At 32.4% G+C, this 16,684-nt stretch carries 17 protein-coding genes; 13 read left to right on the forward strand and 4 right to left on the reverse strand.

From position 1 onward, the window contains the following. Positions 1-81 precede the first annotated feature (81 nt). A complete protein-coding gene (locus AC5LXI_RS07665; RefSeq protein ID WP_493441808.1) occupies positions 82-1,281 on the forward strand; it encodes an MFS transporter in 1,200 nt (399 codons plus the stop codon). A 607-nt stretch (positions 1,282-1,888) separates the two neighbouring features. Here the strand turns inward: AC5LXI_RS07665 and AC5LXI_RS07670 are convergent. After that, positions 1,889-3,109 carry an MFS transporter gene (locus AC5LXI_RS07670; protein ID WP_493441809.1) on the reverse strand — a complete coding sequence of 407 codons (1,221 nt, stop codon included), beginning with the start codon at positions 3,107-3,109 and terminating at the stop codon, positions 1,889-1,891. Between the two features lie 355 nt (positions 3,110-3,464). On the opposite strand from AC5LXI_RS07670, the gene AC5LXI_RS07675 reads away from it, so the two are divergent. The 7 genes from AC5LXI_RS07675 (at position 3,465) to AC5LXI_RS07705 (ending at position 11,590) form a co-directional block, all read left to right on the forward strand. After that, entirely contained in the window at positions 3,465-4,292 is an 828-nt protein-coding gene (locus AC5LXI_RS07675; RefSeq protein WP_493441810.1) for a sugar phosphate isomerase/epimerase family protein, read from the forward strand. A gap of 15 nt (positions 4,293-4,307) precedes the next feature. Continuing rightward, a complete protein-coding gene (locus AC5LXI_RS07680; protein WP_493441811.1) occupies positions 4,308-5,180 on the forward strand; it encodes a shikimate dehydrogenase in 873 nt (290 codons plus the stop codon). Positions 5,181-5,287: 107 nt separating this feature from the next. After that, the gene (aroD, locus tag AC5LXI_RS07685; protein ID WP_493441812.1) at positions 5,288-6,052 is read left to right on the forward strand and encodes a type I 3-dehydroquinate dehydratase; all 765 of its coding nucleotides are present in this window, start codon (positions 5,288-5,290) and stop codon (positions 6,050-6,052) included. Positions 6,053-6,186: 134 nt separating this feature from the next. Next, positions 6,187-7,026, forward strand: coding sequence for an SDR family NAD(P)-dependent oxidoreductase (locus AC5LXI_RS07690; protein ID WP_493441813.1), 840 nt, complete (start codon positions 6,187-6,189; stop codon positions 7,024-7,026). Between the two features lie 459 nt (positions 7,027-7,485). Beyond that, complete coding sequence (locus tag AC5LXI_RS07695) at positions 7,486-9,525, forward strand: oxidoreductase (protein WP_493441814.1); 2,040 nt, start codon at positions 7,486-7,488, stop codon at positions 9,523-9,525. Between the two features lie 526 nt (positions 9,526-10,051). Then, positions 10,052-10,501 (forward strand): hypothetical protein, encoded by a 450-nt coding sequence (locus AC5LXI_RS07700; protein WP_493441815.1) that lies wholly within the window; start codon positions 10,052-10,054, stop codon positions 10,499-10,501. 321 nt (positions 10,502-10,822) lie between these two features. Beyond that, on the forward strand, positions 10,823-11,590 hold the full coding sequence (locus tag AC5LXI_RS07705; protein WP_411639318.1) for a hypothetical protein: 768 nt from the start codon (positions 10,823-10,825) through the stop codon (positions 11,588-11,590). A gap of 309 nt (positions 11,591-11,899) precedes the next feature. On the opposite strand, the gene AC5LXI_RS07710 is transcribed toward AC5LXI_RS07705, so the two are convergent. Beyond that, entirely contained in the window at positions 11,900-12,445 is a 546-nt protein-coding gene (locus AC5LXI_RS07710) for a TetR/AcrR family transcriptional regulator (protein ID WP_493441816.1), read from the reverse strand. A 115-nt stretch (positions 12,446-12,560) separates the two neighbouring features. Between AC5LXI_RS07710 and AC5LXI_RS07715 the strand changes: the two genes are divergently transcribed. After that, positions 12,561-13,100, forward strand: a complete 540-nt coding sequence (locus tag AC5LXI_RS07715; RefSeq protein ID WP_493441817.1) for an HPP family protein — start codon at positions 12,561-12,563, stop codon at positions 13,098-13,100. Positions 13,101-13,122: 22 nt separating this feature from the next. On the opposite strand, the gene AC5LXI_RS07720 is transcribed toward AC5LXI_RS07715, so the two are convergent. Then, positions 13,123-13,680 carry an endonuclease V gene (locus tag AC5LXI_RS07720; protein WP_493441818.1) on the reverse strand — a complete coding sequence of 186 codons (558 nt, stop codon included), beginning with the start codon at positions 13,678-13,680 and terminating at the stop codon, positions 13,123-13,125. A 143-nt stretch (positions 13,681-13,823) separates the two neighbouring features. Between AC5LXI_RS07720 and AC5LXI_RS07725 the strand changes: the two genes are divergently transcribed. Continuing rightward, positions 13,824-14,486, forward strand: coding sequence for a DUF421 domain-containing protein (locus AC5LXI_RS07725; protein ID WP_086360447.1), 663 nt, complete (start codon positions 13,824-13,826; stop codon positions 14,484-14,486). A 63-nt stretch (positions 14,487-14,549) separates the two neighbouring features. Here the strand turns inward: AC5LXI_RS07725 and AC5LXI_RS07730 are convergent, their stop codons facing one another. Next, complete coding sequence (locus tag AC5LXI_RS07730; RefSeq protein WP_493441819.1) at positions 14,550-14,822, reverse strand: DksA/TraR family C4-type zinc finger protein; 273 nt, start codon at positions 14,820-14,822, stop codon at positions 14,550-14,552. A 153-nt stretch (positions 14,823-14,975) separates the two neighbouring features. Between AC5LXI_RS07730 and msrA the strand changes: the two genes are divergently transcribed. From msrA to msrB, 3 genes are read left to right on the forward strand one after another with little or no spacing between them, the layout of a single operon-like run. Continuing rightward, positions 14,976-15,524 carry a peptide-methionine (S)-S-oxide reductase MsrA gene (gene msrA / locus AC5LXI_RS07735; RefSeq protein ID WP_493441820.1) on the forward strand — a complete coding sequence of 183 codons (549 nt, stop codon included), beginning with the start codon at positions 14,976-14,978 and terminating at the stop codon, positions 15,522-15,524. Positions 15,525-15,527: 3 nt separating this feature from the next. Then, positions 15,528-16,058 carry a cytochrome b gene (locus AC5LXI_RS07740; protein ID WP_493441821.1) on the forward strand — a complete coding sequence of 177 codons (531 nt, stop codon included), beginning with the start codon at positions 15,528-15,530 and terminating at the stop codon, positions 16,056-16,058. 60 nt (positions 16,059-16,118) lie between these two features. Beyond that, a complete protein-coding gene (msrB, locus tag AC5LXI_RS07745) occupies positions 16,119-16,556 on the forward strand; it encodes a peptide-methionine (R)-S-oxide reductase MsrB (protein ID WP_493441822.1) in 438 nt (145 codons plus the stop codon). Positions 16,557-16,684 lie beyond the last annotated feature (128 nt).

Here is a 16,684-nt window from a genome sequence, read left to right on the forward strand (position 1 = left end):
CTTTCCTTAAAACTCGTTTACGGCTAATATTAACTTAATTAGATTTATAAATTTTTTAAATTAATAATGGAGTATTAACTAATGAATAACTATAAGAGCAACTCCTGTTCGATAGCAGGGTCTATCTATGCTAATTACATTATTCAAAGTATCGCTTTAATCGTAATTATGCAATTTTCTGTCGAAATTTCAGCGCAACTTAACACTGATATAGTTGGTGTAGGTTATGTTGCTTCAGGAATAGGTGTAGGTAAAATATTGTTAATGTTTATTGGTGGAATACTCTCTGACAAATTTGGACGTAAACCATTTATCCTTATGGGTATGTGTTGTTACATAATCTTTTTTATTGGGATGCTTTTTTGTCATAATATAGATGTTGCATTCTTTTTGGCTATGTTTATTGGGGCAGGGAACTCATTTTTAGATACAGGTTCAATGCCAGCATTAACCGAATGCTTTCCGCGTTCCGCAGGTACAGCGAGTGTTTTAATTAAAGCATTTATCTCAATGGGTACATTAGTCTTACCATTTATTGTTACTCTATTCCATGCTTATGATTTATGGTATGGTTATGCTTTCCTTGGTTTTGTCGCTTGTATTGTTATAAATTTCTTATTTTTAACACCAAGAAAATTTCCTTCTAAAAATACGGTTATCTGTGGCAATGAAGGTCATAGTGACTATTTTATTGGCAAGCCAAATATTTTGTTTGAAGGATTTTTATTAATTATTATGGGCTTTACCACTACAGCTACTTTTATCATCATTTTACAGTGGTTACCAGCGATTGCCGAAAAAGGTATTGGAATGGATCCAATCGCCTCTAAACAATTGATTAGCTATTATAGTATTGCATCAATAATTTCCGTGTTTACTACTGCTTATATTGTTAAAAAATTCATAAAACCAATTTATTGTATTATTATTCTGCCATTACTATCAGCATTAATTTTATTAATGTTCCTCTTTAATCTTAATCCTACAATGAGCTTAATAGCGGCAATTGGCATGGGGTTGACAGCAGCCGGAGGCGTATTACAACTTACCTTGGTTGTTATGCAACAATTATTTCCTAATAATAAAGGGTTAGCAGTTGGAACCATGTATACTCTAAGTGGCTTATCATTTATTGTTATCCCGTTAGTAGTACCCGAATTAGCAGTAACAAATGTTAGTTACGCCATCTTAGTTGATTTTGTCATCGCATCAACAAGTGTAATATTAGGTTTAATTGTTTATTCACGTTTCAAAAAAGTTATTGATATGAAGAAAATTTAATAGCTATTTGCGTCGTAATTTTAAAAAGCATCTTATGTACAATAAGGTGCTTTACCATTCATAATAGTGTTACTGCAAATTAATCGGCATCAGCATTATTAACTTTATGGTTATTACCAAAACAAAATCAAGTTGGATTTTAATAGGTAGCTATCTTGTTTTGTCAGTAATCCTTGCGATAATTATTGATTTTATCTATCCTAATTTCAGCCATATTTATGGTTCACATGCGAAAATTGGTTCCTATTTTTTTATGCCTATCTTGTGGATAATATATGGGATATATATATACTTTCTAGGACTTAAACTAAATTATAAAAAAAGAATTTATTGCACCTTCTATAATTTCTAGTGGTACTAATTACATCAAAGTGAAAGATACTAAACACACTTTTTTGCCATTCCGATCCAATACGTTGGTTTATTATCTTTGATATTTGGTATTGTTATGCTATCGATACAAATCGTTTATCGATACCTATATTTATAATATTTTATTAAGAGATTACCTACGGAAGGGTGTTGAATGATTAACCACAAGTCTGATTGAGCATACTTGTGGCTTTTTGTTAGTTAATGATTGTTGCTTGTAATTAATAACACAATCTTATCTACGATTCGGTAGTTCAAAAATTTTATGATATCTAGCAATAATTACCAATGCTAAAACTGACCCTAATACAGCAATAAATGCATCTAATAAAATGATATTAGCGATACTGGTTTTTGAAATAATTCCAGTTATAACAGGTATAGAGAAAGTTGCTAAACTAGACGAGGTGAAGAAAATACCAAGAACTTTACCTTTACCTTCCGGATAAAATTCTGACATTGTTGTTAAAGCTAATTGAAGAACACCACCAGCAGCTGTAAATCCTAAGATAAAACCACCCGCCATACATAACATTGGTGAAGGGAATAAGAATAAAACGAACAGCATAATTGCTGATAAACAAGGATAAACAAACACAACATAAACAGGACGAATCCAGCTTTTAACTAATATTGAGGTTAAAATAACACTGGCTAATGTCCCAATAGCATAATAACTAATAGTTTGAGCTGATGCAGAAGGACTCATCATTGCAACCGATTCAGAGAATTTAGGTAACCATATTGATACTAAATAAAATGTCGCGGTTGATGTATAACCAATAATGATAAAACAAACACCTTCAATCCAAAAGTTAGCTTTTTGTTTTAATTCTGGTAATGGTTTTGTCTCTTGTTCTACGGATTCTTTTGCAATTTCTTCAGCTAGCGGTTGTTTATGATTTGGGAAAGGCATTTTTAATACAGCTAAAGCATTAAGGGCTAAAATAGCAACGCAGAAAAGGAATGACCAACCATAATAAGCATTAGAAACGATAATCATCGTCATCACAATCGGTAATACAAATTGTCCACCAGCAATAGCCGCTTTGGTTAAAATTGAAGCTGTACCTGTTGCCTTAGGAAATGATTCCATTAATGCAGGATAAGTACCAGCATCCAGTGTTGAGTTAGCAATACCACCTAAAACAGCAAATATAAATGCAACTTCTAGATTTGGACTAACCAAAATGCCAAGCAAAAATCCTATATAAAATAGACCTCCTAAAAATACGAAAGGTTTACGACCAAATTTATCAGATAATGCCCCCATAACAAACAAAACTATTAAGCGTCCAATTCCCAAACCTGAGATTACATAAGCAATCCCCTCACTATCAGTATTGAATTGATTAGCCAAATAATTCATATTTTGGGCGAGAATGATTGCCCCCATACCATGAACAAAATAGTTCATGTATAAGCATATGGAAGTAGGGATATATTTATTTTTCATAGTGCATCCTTTGTTAAATAATTTAATTTTGTATTTCCAATTATTAAAATCGGCTAATTTTCTTGATCACATTTTTTAGGTTACTGATAATTTACTTTTTAGTTAAACAATTAATAATTCATCTATATTTGGTTATTTTTAATTATAAATCATAATAATATATTTATTTTTGTTGCTTATTTTAATAATCATTACTAAATAATTTTAGTGACTATTTTATGTATTATGAATAAATTTATTAAAAAAATAAATTAAAATCACAAAATCTATAGATAAAATTATTTTATTGTTTTACATTATTAGTAACTTATTTTTATAATTTCAGATAATATTTTTAAAATTTCAGGAGAATTGTATGGCAATTGAACGTCCTATTGGGCTTGCTGCCTTGACGGTATTAGATGTATCTCCAGCAAACCAAGTCATTGTGGCAGCTGAAGCTGGTTATACCCATGTTGGTTTAAGACTTATTCCAGCTACACCTACTGAGCCTGTTTACGCAACTGTTGGTGACACTCCATTAATCAGAGAAGTAGAGAGGCGATTAAAAGAGACTGGTATCAAAGTTTTAGATATTGAAATTTTCCGACTTAAACCAGATACACGTGTCATCAATTTTTTACCTGTATTAGAAACGGGAGCCCGTTTAGGTGCTAGTCAAGTATTACTAGCAGGTAATGATCCTGATAAAAATCGTTTAGCCGATAATTTTGCGCGGTTATGTGAAATTGCGGCACCATTAGGTATCGCAATCAATATTGAACCGATGCCTTGGACTGATATTCCTACCGTCAATTCTGGTGTAGAACTACTTAAAGCCGCGAACCAAAATAACCAAGGTATGATTATTGATCCACTACATTTTGATCGAGGCGCTAATACACTGGAAGACTTGAAAAATGTACCTAAGGATTGCTGGCGTTATATGCAATTATGCGATGGAACTAAAGAAAAACCTAAAGATACCGAAGGATTACTTTACCAAGCAAGAAATTATCGATTATCACCGGGACGTGGTGGAATTGATTTAGTTTCATTATTGAAAGCTTTACCAGAAATGCCAATTTCAATTGAATGTTGTAATGATCAGTTTGCATTGAGTCATTCTCCAATTGAACGAGCAAAAATGTATTTAGAAGATACAAAACAATTACTTAAACAAGTAGCTGAACTTAATGATTAAAAATTGGAGAGAAGTATGAGAGCAAATATTGATGGTCACTTTTTGTTAATTGGATTAATGGCATATCCAATTCGACATAGCTTATCACCGAAAATGCAAAATATTATCTATTCTAAACTAGACGTTCCTTATGTCTATTTAGCTTTTGAAGTGACACAAGAAAAATTACCTGATGCTATAAAAGGTTTACGAGCACTAGGTTTACGTGGTAGTGCAGTATCAATGCCAAATAAGCAACTTGTATGTCAATATTTAGATAAATTAACGCCAGCTGTTGAGCTTATTGGCGCTTGTAACACCATTTCTAATGATGATGGTGTACTTACAGGGTATAACACCGATGGTATGGGATACATGCGTTCATTAAAAGAAGCGGATGTTGATATTATTGGAAAAAAAATGACATTACTTGGTGGTGGTGGCGCTGCAAGTGCTATTGCCGTACAAGCCGCTCTAGATGGTGTTAAAGAGATTTCTATTTTCAATCAACAAGACGAATGCTTTGATAAAATTGTAGAAATAGCTAAACGAATCAATGATAAAACAAATTGTAAAGCAACAGTCTATGACCTAGCAGATAAAGCCAAATTGCGTCAAGAAATCACTGAAAGTACAGTATTATGTAATGCAACAGGTGTTGGTATGAAGCCTTTAGAAGGACAAAGTTTAATCACCGATCCTAGTATGTTAAGAAAAGATCTTGTTGTAACCGATTGTATTTACAGTCCGCGTAAAACTAAATTACTTGAAATAGCTGAAGCACAAGGTTGTAAAATATTAAACGGTATTGGAATGATGTTATGGCAAGGTCATGCACAAATTAAAATTTGGACAGGACAAGATGCCCCAATTGATTATGTTAAAGAAAAAATGGGTTTTAATGACTAAAAAACTTAGTTAACTTATTAAAATTGCTATAAATAATAATATCAGCGTAAATTATCCTTTTAATAATTTTGATTAAGAGGATGAAAAGAAAATAAATTGGTGATCAGATGACAAAGATTACAGTAAAAGGTTTAGATATTGGTGTTGGAGCGCCTAAAATTATCGTTCCAATTGTAGGTAAAACAGAACAAGAATTAATAAATGAAGCTGAATTTTTAACTCAAATTGACTTTGATATAGTCGAATGGCGAGTAGATCATTTTCAAAATGTTGATGATTTCGAAAAAGTAAAACAAACAGCAAATAAAATACATTCAATCATTGGTCACAAACCAATTTTATTCACATTTCGTACGGCTAATGAAGGTGGTGTTTATCCAGCTTCGGTCGAGTTTTATATCAACCTCAATAAACAGATGCTTCAAAGTGGATTGATTGACCTTGTCGATATTGAAGTTTTCACTGGCGATAAATATGTTAAAGAAATTGTTGAGTTAGCTCATCAAAATAATATTTTAGTTATTGCTTCAAATCATGATTTTAACAAAACTCCGCCAAAAGATGAAATTGTCACAAGATTACGCAAAATGCAAGATCTTGGTGTAGATATTCCAAAAATTGCCGTAATGCCACGTTCAAGTGAGGATGTCATTAATTTACTTGCTGCAACTGCTGAAATGAAAGATAAATATGCACATAAACCCCTAATCACTATGTCAATGGCAGGAAAAGGGGCAATTAGTCGAGTTGCAGGGGAAACTTTTGGTTCTGACCTCACATTCGGTGCAGCAAAAAATGCATCTGCACCAGGTCAGCTTGATGTAAAAGAGCTAAGAAACATTTTAGAGATATTGCATCGAAGTTTAGCTTAAAAATTATGACTTTCTAATAAATAACTCAATTTAAATAAAGTTAAATTTAAGAAAGTCTAATATTTAAGCCGTTAAGTTGAAATGATTAATCGTTTTAATCGACGGTTAATATAAAGATAATATTAGGAGTTTATATGAATAACAATTGGTTAGGTTTAGAAGGTGATATTTGCGTTATCACGGGGGCGGTTGGTGGCATGGGCGCTGAAATTTGCCGAGAATTTGCTAAACAAAAAGCAAATTTGGTACTAATTGATCTTGATGGAAATAAATGCCAAGATTATGCTACTGAATTAGCTAAACAATACGGTATTAAAGCGATTGGCCTAGCTTGTAATACGACTGATGAAAATAGTGTCGATGATGCTGTTACCTTGGTTAAAAAACAATTCGGTCGCTGTGATGTATTGGTTAATACTGCGGCAATTTTAAAATTCTGTCCATTAGAAGATTTACCCCTTGATGAATGGCAACTGACCATTGATGTCAATATGACAGGTTACTTCCTAATGTCTCAACGTTTTGGTCGTATGATGATCGAACAAAAATCAGGTCGAATAGTACATATCTCAACTGTTGCTTCGCATACACCAGAAACTTACAGCGGTGCATATAGCCCAACAAAAGCTGCTATTTCAATGCTGTCAAAGCAAATTGCCGCTGAATGGGGACAATTTGGTATACGTAGTAACGCTGTTTGCCCTTGTTTTGTTAAAACACCATTATCGAAAAAATTCTATGAAGATAAAGAAGTAGAAGAAGGGCGTACGCGAATGATTGCAAGTCGTCGTATTGGTGAAACAATTGATATCGCTAATGCTGTTTTATATTTAGCCAGTAAACGTTCAGATTATTCTAATGGTACTGAATTAGTTGTTGACGGTGGTTATGAGATTATGTTGGGTGACTTAGTTCCAAGACCAGGCGGACGTCGTCAGTTTGCAATTAATTCACGTAAAACAAATAAAAGCTAAAATCGATCAATAAGTCTGTTTCTAGATTAAAATCAGATCGCACTTCAACCAAAATACCACTTAGATGTGGTATTTTTTATTTAAAAAATGAATTGAAAATATAATAAACATTCAAAATTTAAATAATAAATAAATGATAATTCCATTTAAAATCAATTTAATAATTAATTTATTGATAGTTATTATTTTTCGAATTTAAAATTTAATTATTTATAATAAAGTAATAAATAAAGCTAATTTAATACTGTATTTATATTGTTAAATTTATTTAATATATTGATTTATAATATTTATAAATTAAATCTAAAAAATAAAAATTTATAGAAAAAATAAATGAATAAATAAGAAAATAAAAAATATATTTATTGATAAATTGTGTATAATAGAGTTAATCGAATATCAATTTAAAATTAAAAGTAAGCACAACTTTATAGTTGTGTGATGATATGAGGGAGTAACATGAGCGATTTCTCTTCAATTTTTCAACCAATCACAATTAAACGAACCACGATTAAAAATCGAATTGTAATGCCGCCGATTGGTACTAACTTTGCAACCCTAAGTGGTGAATTTGTTGATGACCATATACAGTATTATGAACAACGAGCTAAGGGTGGTACTGGATTAATTATTCTTGAAAACGTGTGTATTGATTATCCATATGGCACTAATGGTACGACACAACTGCGCATTGATAATGATCAGTATATACCGGGATTGTTTCGATTTACTGAACGGATGCATAAACACGGAGCAACCGTTGCAGTACAAATTAATCATGCTGGTGCATCTGCTTATTTTGGTCGACTAAATGGTTTGCAGCCTATTTCAGCATCAAATATTCCATCTAAAACTGGGGGTAATGCCCCTAGGCCAATGTCAGTGGATGAAATATACTACGTCGTAAAACAATATGGTTTAGCAGCATCAAGAGTACAACGAGCTGGTTTTGATGCTGTAGAAATTCATGCAGGGCATTCCTACTTATTGAGTCAATTCTTATCGCCATTATTTAACAAACGTACTGATGAATTTGGTGGTAGCATAGAAAATCGTGCCAGAATTGTTCGTATGGTCATTGATGAAATTCGTAAACATGTTGGTCCAAATTTTCTAATCATGTTACGTTTTAGTGCTGATGACTTTATTGACGGTGGTAATACCCTAGAAGATACGCTAGAAATTTTAGAATACTTAAATGAAGGTGTTGATATTTTTGACGTATCAGCGGCTCAAAACGATACCTTATTTATGCAAATTGACCAAATGAACTTACCTGATGGTTGGCGATCATACATGGCTAAAGCGGTAAAAGACAAATTCAACAAACCAACCATTGCTTCAGGAAATTTCCGTGATCCAAAAATTATTGCTGATACCATAGCAAACGGCGTTGCCGATTTTGTTGTAATGGGACGAGGTTTAATTGCCGAACCTTATTGGGTTGAAAAAGTTAAAAATAACGAAATTGATACCTTAAGACGTTGTATTTCATGTAATATCGGATGTGCTGATCATCGAATTGCCAAATCTAAACCAATACGCTGTACAGTAAATCCTGATATTATCAGTTATGAAGATTATAAACGTTATCAAATAACCGCACCACTTAATGTTGTGGTTATAGGGGGCGGGACTGCTGGGCTTGAAGCTGCTGCCACCGCAGCTGAAGTTGGTTGTAACGTAACCCTATATGAAGAAAAATCATTTCTTGGTGGCTTATCATCCATTATTTCTCGTTTTCCTTATAAACGTCGTATAGCGGATCTTCCAAAATTTTTGATCAACCGTATTAACAAATTAGATAATGTCACAATCCATTTAAATACCAAAGCAACGCCAGAAATGGTGGCTAGTCATCACCCTGATCTGGTTGTTGCAGCCACAGGTGCTAAGGCTCTATTGCCTCCTATCAAAGGATTACATGAACAATTAGCAAAAGAGAAACGCAACGTCTTCTCAATTTTTGATCTTATGGACAATTTTGAATACTTTACTGATATTCCTGATAAAAAAATTGTCGTCATCGGAGGAGGGGCTGTTGGTTTAGATGTGGTTGAATATTTCTCTGAAAATAAAGCCAAAAGTACCACTATTGTTGAAATGCAGACGGCATTAGCAAAAGACTTAGATATGATTGGCCGTTTATCAATGATGAGAATGATTGATGATAATCACGTCAACGTAATGTTAGAAACTACATTACAAGAAGTTAAAGAAGACCGCTTTATTGTTTCTCGAAATGGTCAAATTGAAGAACTCGATTTCGACTATGGATTTGTCTGCTTAGGTTTAACCCCTGTGTCAGAATTTACTGAACAATTCCGACAACATGCCGATAAAAACCATTATCAATTCCAACAAATTGGTGATTGCAAACAAGCAAGAAAATTAATTGATGGAATGCGAGAAGGTCGTGATGTTATCGCTGCTATTCAATCTATAGAAAGAAGTCGAGCACATAATATTCGTGGTGTAGATGTTAACTATGCTATCTAGTTAAGTTATCTAACTATATTATCTAAGTAAGCTATGTGACTATAAAAGCTTCTAGCTTATTTATTCTTCAATAGAATAATCATTAAAAGGGAACCAGTAATGAGTTCCCTCCTATGTAATCTAATAGTAAACCTCACTCAAATTTTGATGTATCAGTGGCATAAACTCTTAGACGCGGACCATCAGGATCATTATTAATAAACGTATAACCTAAATCGAGTGTTTGATACTCAAATAAAATTTTTGATTTACATATTTTCAATATAATCAATAATCGAAAAAAAATAATAAAAAATTCTAAACTATTATTTATAATATACTTAAGTTAAATAGCTTTGAAGTTGAAATAAAAAAATTAAGGTAAAAAAATAACATTTTTGCTTCTAATTGCATTGTTATTATACAAGGTCTAATTAATATATATTTTAGCTACAAATAACCTATAAAACATTTGAATTAAATCATGATTAGTTATTAAAAGTGTTAATACATAAATAATCTAATTAATAATAAGGTTTACAGTAAAATGAAAAAAGTTATATCTATGTTTTTATTTTTAATAATTTTGCCTTTTGAAATTAGCATTGCCGAACAAAATAAATTATTACCAACAGAACCAAAATTCATTTTAGATAAAGATATGGTCATTTTGATTAGTCCAAGCGAAAACACTATAGAACATTTAAAAAATTCCATGGGAGACGGAGACGATTTTTATGTTATGGCCGATGATGTCAATTATTATAGATCGTTAATTTACGATTATTTATCAGACATACATCAACCCTATTTAATTAAGCATGATGATACAACTTTTTTTTATAAACAAAAAAATGGTGAAATACGACAAATACAAAATAACAATTCGAATTCGTTTTGGTGGGCGTTGTTATATAATCATGAAAATAGAAAATACAGAATTGTTGATCTTATTGATTTTAAAGAAGAGTATGAAAAATTTATAATTAACAATTAATTACAATTAGTTTATTAAATATAAACAACTTTTATAGCGATAAATTAGTATATAGCTTTACTTTAAATTAAGTAATATTTTGAGGTTATTTGTATTTTATTTAAATATTAAATTATAGATAATTATACACGACTTTCTAAGTCGTCTAGATTTTTTACAAATCAAAATCGATAGTTGTTCATCAAATCATTTTGTCACTCATTATTTTTAGTATTAAGATTAAAAAAGTTACAAACTTTAACTAAGATATTCAAAATGTTATGTTGGGAACATTAAAGAATGTGCTATTGGTATTTAACTAGAAGGATAAAACTGAAACGGATGACTTATATTAATTTATTAAAAATATTTATATTATCAATTGCAATTGTATTCTCATCTATTGTAGTTGCCAATATTGGTCGTGATGTTGAGAAAGAAAATAAAAAGAAAATATTAAAAGAAATTGTTACAACAGGTTTTGAAAAAATAAATCCAAATTATGAAGATTGGAACATTAAGCATTATATTGAAGTCGATGAGTATTTACAGTTTATAACTCCATTTGAGCAAGGAAATAAGTTGGCTAACTACTCTTTTCGCCAAGAACAAGTAATGCAATTATTAAAAAAGGCATTGGCTAAAACTGATGTACATTTAAAGCTCGAATTTGAGGGCTCTAGGCGATTAAAACCAGTACTAATTGGAATTCTCGGAACAGAACCAGAAGTAATTGAAAACCGAAATGATGCTATTATTCACCATTATAAGATTATTTTAACTGATGATAATAATAACATACTGGGAGAAACCGAAATATTTGTTACGATAAATGAGTCGAAAAATATAAAACAAGCCTATTTACGAACAGAACAAGAACTACTTGAGTATCTCGAATCTCGTAGTTCATTTCCCATGCCTTTGTTTGAAAAGATGGATAATCTTGGAACCTTTTCGGCTAAATCTACATATTTGAGCGGAAATTTTGTGTGGATTTATAAAAATGTGATGATAGTGGTGGAGATGTCGATGATGGAAGGAATTTCATTACAAATTGCTCATGCTTTTCAGCAAGAGCTTGAAAATCAAGTAGAATCAGAAATAAACTAATATTGTTCAATAATTATGGATATGCTATGCGTTTTTAGATTTTTAGGATATCTAATTTGAATTATTGCTAATTTTTTTACTAAATCTTATTTTTTTGATTACGATAATCTTTTTATCAATTTAAAGCTGAAAAATATAAATTTGAAATAACGACACTCAGTTCATCAAAAACGTTTTAGGATTTTATCAATACTAATTTATAAAAACAGATTATTTCATATGATTTGACTTAATTTTTGATATTATTTCAGCAAATTCTGGTTCATTATCCATATTTATTATTAATAGATATCCATGACAACCTACTTATTAAATTGAAAGCAGATTAGTAATCAAGGCAAAGCTATCTTTGATCATTTTATCATAGAGTGTTTTATCATCTTTATAGACAACACTGATATTAAGTAATCCTTCTAATATAACCATTAGTTGGTTAGTTATATGTTGTGGTTTTTGCGCTAATTGTTCACTGATGAGTTTTCGAATAAATTCCTTATGTTCAATCACTAACTGTTGTATTGCCTGATCACCTTGAATTTCCTCTTTTGCTCTAACAAATAAACATCCATTAAAGTCTTCTTGATTAAACCAAGCTAAATGCCATTTGAATATTTGAATAATTGCATCAGAATGATCGAGGTCTTTAATTGCAGTGATGAGTTCTTGTTGAAAACGTAAATTCCTTATCTTCAAAACCTCAAAAATTAAGTTATCTTTATTACCAAAATGTTTATATAGCGTTGTTTTAGAGCAACCTGATTGGTCTCGTATCTCATCAACTCCGACATTAGCAAACCCTTTTTGATAAAAGAGTTGTTCGGCGGTATCCGCTATTAATTTAGGTGTTTTTTTCATTTTTGATCCAAAGAGCTTGATATATGAACAGATCTGTACTAACATGAATGTGTACAGAGTTGTTCATTTTTGGTGTTGTACATATATTTTACTCATTTAATAGGATAAAAGAATAATGAAATCATTTTTTTTCAGCAAGGAAAAGTTACCGATAAAGCCTAAAAATATTGAATTATTGCAAAGCTTGATAGGCGGTTTTGTTAGTATATTGTTTCTTATTGGCCTAACTCAGTTTACTCGATACACTTATATCATGGCGCCATTTGGGGCTAGTTGTGTGATATTGTTTGCTGTATCTCAGTCTCCATTAGCGCAACCAAGAAATGTTATCTTTGGTCATTTGATATCAGCCTTTATTGGGCTAGTTTTTCTTAAACTATTCGGTAACGATATGATTGTTGCTGCGTCAGCCGTGGGGGTTGCAATTGTCACAATGCAATATTTTCGTTCTGTGCATCCACCAGCGGGGGCTAACCCATTAGTTATTTTACTAACAGCGGATAAAATAGATTATGATTTTACTTTTCTTTTATTTCCGGTGTTGTCTGGCGCAGTAATATTAGTTGCTATTGCTTATATAATTAATAATCTTTTCAACAAAACTCATTGGCCAATTTATTGGTTGGCACTGTTCAGTAGTAAAAAAGAGTCTTAATCTATTGTTAGTCAAGAGAAGGCTACTCAAATTTAAACAACTTAGTTTGTTGATCTAAGTAGGTAAGTAAATCTGGCATGCGATGTTTGCCTGCCATAGATTTAATGTCCTGTGCGGCTTTAGTTAACTCTATTCCTAATGACGTGACATATAACGGCTTATTACTTTGACCGCGTGTCACTTCTATCACATATTGGCTATTATCAGCAAAGGACTTTTTAGCAACACCAATAATCGGTATCTTTTTATCAAGGGCTTGATATAGATGACCACCTAAACCAAGCTTACCGTCATTTAAATGGACATAACCGTCAACAATAATCGCATCAATTGTATTGAGATTGACCTGAGACAATAACGCTAATATACAAGGTAATTCACGTTGATAGAACTGGCCTGATTGATATGGGGCAACATTTGATTGGTAATCAGTGATAACGGATTTTATCTCCTTAATACTATCAGTAAATTGCTCAAACAAAATACCGACCGTTTTCGCTTTATCATCTAAATAGTAAACATCTATTGCAAGTATCATTTTTTTAAATTCCTTTTTAGAGTAGAATAGCACTGCTCTCACATATATCTCTCTATTAAAAAACAATTAGTCGTTAATTTCAAATAAATAAAAATTTAGTTCCTGACACATCTTGTTAACTATTATTTATCCAATTACGCCAAAAACATTGGTCGTTTAAATTGGATTGACACTTGGAGGTAGGAATGTATTTACTCGAAATGGCACCAAAATTTTTAGTTGCACTTATTATTTTACTTATTTATGTCAAATTATCTGGTAAAAGCCAAATAGCGCCGATGTCGCAATTAGATCAAGTTGGTAGTATGGTTATTGGTGCGTTGGTAGGGGGAACGTTACTCAATGCTAATGTTTCAGCGTGGGAATCAGCTGGAGCCGTAGCGATTTGGGCGGGACTGCTTATTTTAGTTCGATTCATCAAATCTAAAAACTCAAAATTACGCGATGCCATCGACGGTGAACCGATACAACTGGTTAAAAATGGTCATCTACTCTCTGAAAATTTTATTAAAGCGAATCTACCGGTTAGAGATTTCGAAACATTGGTTAATATTCAAGGTATTTGTGCATTTAGTGAATTAAAACAAGTTTGGTACGAATTAAATGGCTCTTTAACCATTATCAAAAAAGGCGACAAAGATATCGCGGTATTGGTGATTGAAAATGGGGCAATTAGTCAGGATAATCTTGAACAATTACATAAAAGTGAAACTTGGCTTAAGCATGAAATTAAAAAACAAGGTTATAAAGATATCAACGAGATCTTTTGTGCTGAATGGTTTGACGATAAATTATTGGTTTACCCTTACGATGACGTTCGGAAGTCAAAATCCGAGAGTAAAAAATAATAACTAAAAATGCAACATAAAAGGAGAGGGGCGAAACTCTGTGCCCCTCTTATTGGAAACTTATTATCGAAGTTGGCTATCTTTACTGCCTCGTCGATTATATAACATGGCGGATTTTGTCAATTGCTTATCCACCTCTTGCTGACACGCCAAACAGTATTGGACGCCCGGTAGAGCAAGTTGTCTTGCTTTTGCAATAGCATCACCACATTCAACACAAAACTCGGCACTGGGCTTATCGTGTTTTAGTTGGCGTCTGGCAAGTTCAATAGCATCAATAATTGTGCTTTCAATTTGTTGGTTAACTGCATCATCAGATGCCCAGCCACTAGCCATTATTTCACCTCCTAAACAATTATATTCGATTAATAATATGGTGATTATTTGACCAGTTTCAAGTAATATAACCGCATAGCTAGCAAGCAAAAGTAAGTGTTGTGTTTTAAAATAAAGATCATTTCTATTAAAATCATTTAATTGGAGGTTTTTATGCAACAATATGAACAAGCAACATTTGCCGGTGGTTGTTTTTGGTGTATGGTAAAACCTTTCGACAAATATGAAGGAGTGATTAGTGTGATTTCTGGGTATACGGGAGGCCACACGGTAAATCCCACTTATCAACAAGTTTGCCAAGGCAACACTGGCCACACTGAAGCGGTGCAAATTACCTTTGATCCAACAGTGATCAGCTTTAAAAAATTACTCGATATTTTTTGGCAGCAGATTGATCCGACTGATTCTCAAGGACAATTTGCTGATCGGGGAGATTCTTATCGACCTGTGATTTTTTATCATAATAAATTTCAACAGCAGCAAGCAATCGCATCTAAACAAGCATTAGAAGAAAGTAAACGATTTAATCATCCCATTAATGTTGCTATAGAGCCAGCAACAACGTTCTATCCGGCAGAAGATTATCATCAAGATTACTATAAAAAACAACCCGAACATTATAACCGTTATTATCGCTTATCTGGACGAGCCAATTTTATTGCTGACAATTGGCAAGATAAGCCAGCAACAAAAAGTGAGTAAGTAATGCAAAGTTATCCGCAGTATAGCAGTAAACAAAAATGGATCCATTGGTCATCCACCTTGTTAATCGTGATTGTCACTTTACTGCTTTTAGCTAAAGTGACAATGTCGAATATTTTAGGCGGTATGCCAATTGTTTATTTATTGCATAAATCTTTGGGCGTTGTTGTTTTGCTATTAATGATATGGCGAATAATAGTAATTCGAGACCAAGGTGTACCAGATGTTTTACCTAAAGAGCAAAAACTGCAACGGATATTGTCAAAATCTACTCAAGGATTTATCTATCTGTTACTATTTATTGTGCCTTTATCGGGGTATTTAATGAGTGGGAGAGATCTTAATGTTTTTGGGTTAATATCGATTCCTGCTATTGATATGTCAAATAACCTACATCAAATGTTTCATTCAATGCATCTAATCAGTGCTTACGCTTTAGCAATAATGGTTATTATTCATATATTAGGAGCGTTGTATCATTATTTTTGGCTTAAAGATAAAGTACTGCAATCAATGTTGGGCAGTAACGATTAACATAAATTTAAAATTACTAATATTAATAGCATCTATAACGTAACGTGAGGCAGATAAATCATGAATAAATCACTGAAAGATAAGGCTATAGCAGCATTAACACCTATGCAATATCATGTTACTCAACAAAATGGCACTGAGCCCCCATTTGACAACCAATACAATGCCAACCATCGGGAAGGTATCTATGTCGATATCGTCTCAGGGGAACCTCTATTCACGTCATTAGATAAGTTTGATTCTGGCTGTGGTTGGCCCAGTTTTTCTAAACCGATTAATCAGCAACAAATTATAAAAAAAGAAGATAACAGTCACGGCATGAACCGGATAGAAGTGCGTTCATCAGAGGCTGACTCCCATCTTGGTCATGTATTCACTGATGGCCCTGCAGCGTTAGGTGGATTACGTTATTGTATTAATTCTGCTGCGCTAAAATTTATACCCAAAGAAGAACTTGAAGCAAAAGGCTATAGCGAATATTTAAAACTATTTGAGTAATTTGAACCTTCGCATCCTTTAATTAAAGGATGCGAACTAGCAAGATCTATAATTGAGCCTAAACGGAAATTTAGATTAAAATAGAGGATATATTGGCATATATATGCCAATATTTTACGTGGAACTTG

The organism is Gilliamella sp. LMG 34361 (genome assembly GCF_984569075.1).